The organism is Sulfitobacter sp. 1A15258 (assembly GCF_043557045.1).
Lineage (GTDB): Bacteria > Pseudomonadota > Alphaproteobacteria > Rhodobacterales > Rhodobacteraceae > Sulfitobacter > Sulfitobacter faviae.
Window position 1 is genome coordinate 1 of the sequence record NZ_JBIFFK010000019.1, and the last position, 7775, is coordinate 7775.

Annotated in this window: 10 protein-coding genes; 4 read left to right on the top strand and 6 right to left on the bottom strand. The window is 55.3% G+C overall.

What is annotated here, in order from left to right; genetic code table 11:
* Positions 1 to 122 (bottom strand): hypothetical protein (locus tag ACGYK9_RS18815; protein WP_394422685.1); only part of this gene is annotated, 122 nt, incomplete at its 3' end.
* On the opposite strand from ACGYK9_RS18815, the gene ACGYK9_RS18820 reads away from it, so the two are divergent.
* The 4 genes from ACGYK9_RS18820 to ACGYK9_RS18835 all read left to right on the top strand — a co-directional run bounded on the left by ACGYK9_RS18820 (position 116) and on the right by ACGYK9_RS18835 (position 3825).
* A complete protein-coding gene (locus ACGYK9_RS18820) occupies positions 116 to 1528 on the top strand; it encodes a type IV secretory system conjugative DNA transfer family protein (RefSeq protein WP_394394268.1) in 1413 nt (470 codons plus the stop codon). The two genes, ACGYK9_RS18815 and ACGYK9_RS18820, sit on opposite strands and share 7 nt — an antisense overlap.
* Before the next feature lie 214 nt (positions 1529 to 1742).
* On the top strand, positions 1743 to 2777 hold the full coding sequence (locus tag ACGYK9_RS18825; RefSeq protein WP_127044712.1) for a replication initiator protein A: 1035 nt from the start codon (positions 1743 to 1745) through the stop codon (positions 2775 to 2777).
* A gap of 114 nt (positions 2778 to 2891) precedes the next feature.
* Positions 2892 to 3560: a ParA family protein gene (locus ACGYK9_RS18830; RefSeq protein WP_267168826.1), complete on the top strand. Its 669-nt coding sequence runs from the start codon at positions 2892 to 2894 to the stop codon at positions 3558 to 3560.
* Complete coding sequence (locus ACGYK9_RS18835; RefSeq protein WP_074948197.1) at positions 3544 to 3825, top strand: chromosome partitioning protein ParB; 282 nt, start codon at positions 3544 to 3546, stop codon at positions 3823 to 3825. Before ACGYK9_RS18830 ends, ACGYK9_RS18835 begins: the two co-directional genes overlap by 17 nt.
* A gap of 12 nt (positions 3826 to 3837) precedes the next feature.
* Here the strand turns inward: ACGYK9_RS18835 and ACGYK9_RS18840 are convergent, their stop codons facing one another.
* From ACGYK9_RS18840 to ACGYK9_RS18860, 5 genes are all read right to left on the bottom strand, one after another.
* On the bottom strand, positions 3838 to 4104 hold the full coding sequence (locus ACGYK9_RS18840) for a Txe/YoeB family addiction module toxin (RefSeq protein ID WP_267168762.1): 267 nt from the start codon (positions 4102 to 4104) through the stop codon (positions 3838 to 3840).
* A complete protein-coding gene (locus ACGYK9_RS18845; RefSeq protein WP_036743750.1) occupies positions 4101 to 4352 on the bottom strand; it encodes a type II toxin-antitoxin system Phd/YefM family antitoxin in 252 nt (83 codons plus the stop codon). The genes ACGYK9_RS18840 and ACGYK9_RS18845 overlap by 4 nt, the downstream gene beginning before the upstream one ends.
* A gap of 698 nt (positions 4353 to 5050) precedes the next feature.
* The gene (locus tag ACGYK9_RS18850; RefSeq protein ID WP_394394265.1) at positions 5051 to 6436 is read right to left on the bottom strand and encodes an ISKra4 family transposase; all 1386 of its coding nucleotides are present in this window, start codon (positions 6434 to 6436) and stop codon (positions 5051 to 5053) included.
* Positions 6437 to 6458: 22 nt separating this feature from the next.
* Positions 6459 to 7073 carry a recombinase family protein gene (locus tag ACGYK9_RS18855; RefSeq protein ID WP_394394266.1) on the bottom strand — a complete coding sequence of 205 codons (615 nt, stop codon included), beginning with the start codon at positions 7071 to 7073 and terminating at the stop codon, positions 6459 to 6461.
* An 87-nt stretch (positions 7074 to 7160) separates the two neighbouring features.
* Positions 7161 to 7775: plasmid pRiA4b ORF-3 family protein (locus ACGYK9_RS18860; RefSeq protein WP_394422682.1), on the bottom strand; the 615-nt coding region annotated here is incomplete at its 5' end.

Genomic DNA, 7775 nt, shown 5'->3' on the forward strand with positions numbered 1-7775 from the left:
TGAAGAATGCCGTGCAGTTCACGCAGTGTCGTCGAATCCGATACCAAAACACGCCGCCAGATCATCGGGCTCAACCCGAGAAGGCGTACCTTTAGCTGATAGATTGGAGAAGCGGATGACATCCAAAATCCTTGCCAGCATCAATCCCAAAATTCAACTGCCCCACACTTTACGGTACTCTCGATGGATGGACCCGCGCGACATTGCCCAGCTTGTCCGCAACAAGACCAGCCTGCCCCTGGCCCTGCACAAAGGCAAGCTCCTGCGCTACGTCAAGAACGATGCGAAAGGATGGCGCGGCGGGCATCACCTCGTCGTCTCCGGCACACGCGGCGGCAAGGGCGTCAGCGCCGTGATCCCCGCGATCCTCGATCACCAGGGACCGGTCGTCGTCCTCGACATCAAGGGCGAGAATTTCGCCGTCACGCGCCGCCACCGCGAAGAGCTCGGGCGCAAGGTAGCCGTTCTCAACCCCTTCGGCCTCGTCGAAGACGGAAAGGATCAGTTCAACCCGCTCGACTACATCCGGCCCCATGAGCTGGCGCGAGACGTTGCCCTGGTTGCGGACGGCCTGGTCAAACCGGAACAAGGCGACGGCGCGCATTTCTCTGAAATGGCCCGCCAGCTGGTCGCGGCGGCGATCGAAGTGATCGTGACGCAGGAAGAACCGAACCGGCGCAATCTGATCGCCGTCGCCGATCTTCTGCTGTCCGCGAACCTCGACGGCACGCTTGAGGCCTGGGCTGAAAATGGCGACCTTGTCGGCCACCGCCCGGCCCAGACCGCCGCCACCATTCTGCGCGCGGGAGACAGAGAACGCGGGTCGATTCAGACAGCGGTCTCAAAAGCTTTTGAGTGGATGCAGTCCGACAACATGCGCCACTTCCTGGCTGGGTCCAGCTTCCGCATGGATGATCTTCTCGATGATCGGGTCGATCTCTTCATCGCGGTGCCCCTCGACCAGGTGGACAAGCAAGCGATCTTCATGCGCCTGTTCATCAACCTTGTCCTGGGCACGGTCGTGCGTCAGGACGGGCGGCGCAAGGTTAAGGCCCCGATCCTGCTGGTTCTCGATGAATTCGTGCGTATGGGCCGCATGGAGCAGATCATGAACATTGCCAACGTCGCCGCAGGAGCCGGTGTGGAAGCGCTGTTCGTCACGCAAGACACGGGTCAGGTCGAAAAGGCCTATGGGCCAAACGATGCCCGTTCGATCTTTGGCTCCTGCATCACCAAGCGCGTCTTCAACCTCAACGACATCGAAACCGCCGAATGGGCAGCGCGCCACCTCGGGGAAAGCACCGTCTATTCTCAGCAAATTCGAGAGGGCAAAGCCCCGAACGAGGGCCGGGATTTTTCCTACTCGGAGCAGCGACAGAAGCTCATGACTGCTGAGCAGATCACTGGCATGAAGGCGGATGATCTGCTGCTGTTGGTGGGCAATCGCAACCCGCTCAAGGCCAAGCAGAATGTGTATTTCAAGAGCAAGATTTACCGTGGACGGTTTGATCAGAATCCGCTGAATTGAGTTGATTTTCCAAGTTATCCACAGGCTTAGTGTGTTAAATATGTGTTAAATATAGTGTTAAGCTGTTTTTGAGGCCTGTTTTACTATTTTGAATCAACGTGTTACGCATTCGATCAGTAACTAAAAACACGAATCTCGGTAACTGAAAACACGAACTTTGGTAACTGAAAACACGAATCTTGACATGGGTAACTGAAAACACGAATGTGCTGCTATGGTAACTGAAAACACGAACCCACTGACACCCCTTTTGCCTGATCGTCACCCTCAGCACGATCTGTTCATCTGTGACGTTGCAGACGCTGTTCTCAAGGACGTCATGCAACATATGGAGCATCCGTTCTACTCACTCTCCAAGAAACCAGAGACTTCTGTGAAGCGTTATAGGAACGGTGATCACTGGTTGGAAATCACGCCGAGTGTCAAAGGGCTGGCAACCATCTATGACAAGGACATCCTGATTTACTGCATCAGTCAGATTATGGCGAAACTTAAACATGGGGAACCGGTCTCGCCTCGCGTTCGTATCAATTCGCACGAACTCCTGATTTTCACGAACCGTGGCACCAGTGGTCGAGAATACATCTCGCTCATGGATGCGCTTGACCGGTTGGAAGGCACGCGGATCAGAACGAACATTGTTTCTGGTGACGAAGAACAGATTGATGGGTTCGGGTTGATAGACGCCTCCTCCATCCGTCGAAAGCAAGGCCTCGACGGTCGTTTGCTCTGGTGTGAGGTCAAGCTGTCGGACTGGGTCTTCAATGCAATCAAAAACGAAGAGGTGCTGACCCTTCACCGCGACTACTTTCGCTTGCGCAAGCCGATTGAACGCCGCGTTTACGAGCTAGCGCGCAAGCACTGTGGCCAGCAAAAAAGCTGGAAGATTACCCTAAAGCACCTGCTTATGAAGTCTGGGTCGCAAAGCCCAGAAAAGCGATTTCGTCAGATGATTAAGCAGCTGGCGGTTCATGATCACCTGCCAGATTATCAAGTGTTCTTCGATGAAGTGGCGGACATGGTGGTTTTTACCAATCGCGGCACGATGACCCCGCCCTCCCTTATCGAAGGGCGTATTCCTCCACTTAAGTCTGAAACCTACGATAGGGCGCGACAGGCCGCGCCTGGTTGGGATGTACGTCACCTGGAAAGTGAGTGGCGTGACTGGATCGTGGAGGCTCCGAGGGATGTGGATGCCGCATTTGTAGGCTTTTGCCGCAAGTGGTTCGAGAAGCGCGGTAGACCATAATCGGATTTAAAACCGGTTATTGATTTAAATCCGGTATCAAATTTTATTCTGGTATTGGAAATTTTACCGGTAAGTGATATGTTTCCGGTAACGAAAATAGTATGAGGCCGAGCAATGCCCGTCATCGTCATGGCAAGCCCCAAAGGGGGCGTCGGAAAATCCACATGTGCTGTAATCCTGGCCACAGAGTTCGCTCGGATGGGAGCTCAAGTGACAGTCTTGGACTGCGACCCCAACAAGTCACTGACCCGATGGGCATCTCACGGACTCCCCAAAGGTGTGACGCTTCATCAGGATATAGGGCGCTCTGAGATAGTGCCGACGATCAGGGCATCAGATGGCGATGGGCAGATCGTGATTGTTGATCTTGAAGGCGTAGCATCGCAGCTTGTCAGCCGCGCTATTTCTCAAGCTGATCTGGTTATCGTTCCTATGCAGCCAACGGCGCTCGACGCGGAGATCGGGTCTGAAGCCTTGGCTTTGATCCGGGAAGAGGAAGAGGCGCTTGGTCGCACAATCCGTCACGCCGTTGTTCTGACCAAAACAAGCGCAGCTGTGAAAAGCCGCGTTCAAAGAGATCTGGAAGAACAGCTGCGCGGGGCAGGGATAGACCTGATCGAACCGTCGCTCGTCGCTCGCGCGGCGTTTTCAGAAATCTTCGCTTATGGCGGTGATCTGACCGCGATGATGAAAGACCCTGACATGGTAACTGGCGGCAAGGTCGATAAGGCCTTGGAGAATGCCAAATACTTTACGGAGGCTGTCTATGAGCGGCTCAAATAGGCTTGCAGGGCTGAAGGCCCGACCAAAAGACACCACGGTTGCCGAGGTCCGCCGTGTCGATGAGGTTGGAGAGGCGAGGGGCTTCCTTGATCGTACCCCACGCAAGAAACCAGGGCGTAAACCAAGCCCACGCACCTATCAGCTGCACCCGAAGGTTTTCCCTGAAGTCGGGGAAGCGATTGCCGCTGAGGCAGAGCGTCTTGGCATCACGCAGGGCCAGCTAATAGAGATGATGTGGGAAGAATATCAAAAGCTTGCGCGCTAACCTTGGGACCATTCAGTAATGGAACCGCAGTTGCGCAATCTCTAGGCTTTGGCGATCGCCAGCTCCACTGACCCGGTAGACCATTCGATCTTCCTGAGAAATTCGCCGCGACCACCAGCCTGTCAAATCGCCCTTCAAAGGTTCCGGCTTGCCGGTTCCCTTGAAGGGGGTCCGCTTGCACTGCTTGATCAGCTCGTTGATCCGGTCGCGTACCTTGTCGTTGGTGTTGACCCAGTATTGATAGTCTTCCCACGCCTGATCGGAAAAAACCAGCTTCACTCGGTCAGCTCACGCTCTTCGCCAGTTCCAGCATCGAGTTGCGCGATCGACGCGCGCAAGCGGGATGCATTTTTCGGTGTGGACAAGAGGTGCAACGTCTCGTTGACGGCGTTCCAAGTGTCCAAGGACACGACCACAACGGACTCGCCCTTCTTGCGCGTCACGACAACTTCCTGCTTGTCGTGGATCGCTCGATCCATGACGCCCTTCAGTTGAGCTCGTGCGTCTGAGTAGGTCATAACATCCATGTCGACTCTCCTTTGCTTTCCTCTATATGTACAACATTAAGTACAAGTAAAGGGGTGGTACGAAGGCGGCAGTCAATTTCATGGAGAATTTACGAGAGAGAAAGGGCTCACATGAATGACATCGTTACCCGCCCCGCAGAGGAAATGTCTCGCGAAGAACTTTACGAACTGGTCTGGCAGACCCCCATGAGCAAGCTTGGTGCCCAACTCGCGACGAACGGGCCAGGCTTGGCCGCTCTTTGTCGAAAGCGCCAAATCCCTACGCCACCCTTGGGCTACTGGCAGAAAAAGGCCGTTGGCCGTGCTCCTGAAATGCCTCCTTTGCCGTCATTCGAACCGCCCCAAAAGACCTCCCCTTCAATCAAGCCAGCGCGGGGCAGTGGTAGACCGCTAGTACCTGCGTCCGTCCCATCTCGCGACGCTGAGTCCGTTGCGGAACTAACACCCTTCGATGAAAACGACGAAAGCCTTGACCATATGCGAGCGCTGCACCCGAAGGTGAAGGCATGGGTCGCAGAGCACCGTCAGCTACAGGAGAGCCGTCGAGCGGAAAACCGGCAACGGTCGCGCGACTTTTGGGGAGGATCACTTCGTCATATCAGCGACCTCACTGCGCGTGACCGATATCGCTTCAGGGTGACAAGCACCCTGTTTCGCGCGATCGAGAAGCAAGGAGAGTACCGCAAAGTGTGGGGCAACTACGCCGCAAATTTGTCATTTTCGCCCGATTTCATGCCTGGATACCATTGTTCGAACTTGGATCGGAGTGTGCCGTCAAGGGTTCGGGTACGAGTTTGCAGCATGAGGTGGGCACCTTGCTTTGACCATCGCATCTGCTGGCGTTTTCCGAAGCGCTTGCCGACCACGGTATTGACGGTGCTTTCGACGAAGCCAGTGGAAACGCGCTCGCCATAGCGCCGCCGTTCCGCATAGTTCGGAATCATATCCTTGTTATTCGCGATATAGGTTTCGAACTCAGCAGCGGCTTTGCGCAGCGCTTTGATGCTGGCGTAGTCCGTTTCGATTCCGTCCAAGTCCATGACGAGGTCCTCAATCACCGTCTGGCCGTCATGCAGGTTACCGTTCCAGAGGAAACCTTTGATCTGACGAAGTAATCTGGATAGCTTTTCCGCGGCCTCTTCGTTGTGATGCGCCAACCCTTTCACATATTGGTGCATGACAGTGAGGCGCATGGTGATGTGGAACCAGTCGAGGATATGTTCCGAGGCAGGAGCCATACGCAGGGCCATATTGATGACCGTGTCCCCTCCATCAGTCATAAATGTTACCGGCTGGTTTTCCTGCCAACCCTGGTCCTTCAGAACCTCATGAAGTCGCCGCTTGGGCTTGTCATCATGACTTTGGACAAGTCCAAGATAACGGCTCGGGCGATCTGTGGGAATGGATTTGCCGACAGTGACCTCGAAATGCGACTGACCGGCGTCGCGGGACCGGACATATCCGCCATCGATGCCGACCGTGATCGGTCCTTCTGGGTTTGGCATTTGCTCCCGTTGGCAAGCGCTGGTCTCAATGAAGCTGAACCGTTCTTCGGCCAACTCGGTTTCCATCCGCGCCGCCACGCGTCCCAAGTGTCGGCGGATGGTATCCGGGTTCAGCTTCAGATCGATAGGTAGCACGTCTTTCAGAAGGTCCGCTGTGACCCCGAACGATACCAGCGAGGCCCATTTCGTTTCCAGCCAGAGCAGCTCCGGTGCGACGTGTTTGGGCAGAAGATCGGTCAATGGGCTTAAGGTTTTAGCCGGGCCATCGTGGCACTGACAATGGTAAAAACGCGGGCTCGGGACGGTGACATCTCCAAAGACAGTGCGATACCGGATATGGCCACGCGCCTTTCCGCGCAGCTTTCGCCCGCAGCACGGACAACAGGTGCGCGTCGCACCGTAAGCCACGCATTGCGCGGATACGATTTCCTGCTGCAGTTTCAGGAGCAGTTCCTTGCTCTCACCGATCGACAGCCCAATTTCGCCAATAGCGTCAGTGTTTTTGGTAAGTGTGGCGATTTTCTCCGTATGGGCTGTGCCGTCCGGCCCGGTGATTTTAACCTTAATCTCGATATTCATTTGATGTCCTGTCTACTCGTTTTTATGTCGTCTGCGCGTCTCTTGCACGCATGATGGTTTGTCTGCTGGTCCCCATGTCGCGGGCGATGGCAGAGACGGTTTCGCCTTTCGCGATCCGCTCCCGTACCTGTGCTTGTTGATCAGCTGTCAGCGCCGCCGGTCGCCCGAGCGGTTTGCCTTGCGCTTTGGCACGGGCGAGGCCGGATTGGGTGCGTTCGATGAGAAGATCGCGCTCAAATTGTGCGACGGCGTTGATCACCCCCATGGTCAGCTTCCCTGCCGAACTGGTCAGATCGACGCCGCCAAGGGCTAGGCAATGGACACGAATGCCCAGCTTTTCCAGCTTGGCTACGGTGGTGCTGACATCAATGGCATCACGCCCCAATCGATCCAGTTTGGTCACGACAAGAACATCGCCACGCTCCATCTTGTCCAGAAGGCGCGCAAATCCCTTCCGCTGTGCGATGGCCTGTGAGCCGGAAACCGTTTCGGTAATGATCCGGTGTGGCTCCACCGCAAATCCTGCGGCAGCGATCTCCCGGATCTGGTTTTCGGGGTCCTGTTCGACGGTCGATACTCTGGCGTAGGCGAATGTTCTGGTCACAGCATTGCAATTCTGTCCGGAAATGTTGTCCAAAACAATACACCTGTTCGATACAGGTTCAAGATAATTTATGGACAGATCATTACGCCCTGTCCGGAACCGAACCATTTCGGACGGCCCTTACCACATCTGCTGGCGCATCAGGTCGCGATGATCTCCGGATCGAAACCGCTTGTTCACAGCACCCCGTGAGAACTTCCCCTCGACGAACGGCTTGCGTGCCACCATCCGCTCCATCGCGGATTCCACATCGTCGGACATGAAATCAGATACCGGCCGATTGGGGGCGTTCGCTGCTACAACATCTTCGAGGAAACCAACCATGACGTCCATGTCATTCCAGGCATCATAGCCGTCAGCCTCATCCCGCCGTTCAAGATACCCATATACGCCACCGCAATCTTCAGGCGGGCAGGCTCCGGAACCGCCTATGCAGGCCGGATAGGTTTTCTTTGGTGGCGGATTAATCGCTTCAACACGGATTTCGTGTTCCCAGTGATCCCCCATATCGTAAACATAGGAAAATCGTTGGTTCTCGCAGAATCCAAACTGCTGCAAGGATACATCGGGGTTTCCAGCATGCAACTCGAACGAGCCGTACTGTACCGCGTGAACCTCGAAGAGGAACAGATGAATGCCCTCCCAGCCCATCGCAACCTGAAGAATGCCGTGCAGTTCACGCAGTGTCGTCGAATCCGATACCAAAACACGCCGCCAGATCATCGGGCTCAACCC

Coding starts and splice junctions, on each gene's coding strand:
- ACGYK9_RS18820 (WP_394394268.1), top strand. CDS start 116: ATGACATCCAAAATCCTTGCCAGCATCAATCCCAAAATTCAACTGCCC.
- ACGYK9_RS18825 (WP_127044712.1), top strand. CDS start 1,743: ATGGTAACTGAAAACACGAACCCACTGACACCCCTTTTGCCTGATCGT.
- ACGYK9_RS18830 (WP_267168826.1), top strand. CDS start 2,892: ATGCCCGTCATCGTCATGGCAAGCCCCAAAGGGGGCGTCGGAAAATCC.
- ACGYK9_RS18835 (WP_074948197.1), top strand. CDS start 3,544: ATGAGCGGCTCAAATAGGCTTGCAGGGCTGAAGGCCCGACCAAAAGAC.
- ACGYK9_RS18845 (WP_036743750.1), bottom strand. CDS start 4,352: ATGGATGTTATGACCTACTCAGACGCACGAGCTCAACTGAAGGGCGTC.
- ACGYK9_RS18850 (WP_394394265.1), bottom strand. CDS start 6,436: ATGAATATCGAGATTAAGGTTAAAATCACCGGGCCGGACGGCACAGCC.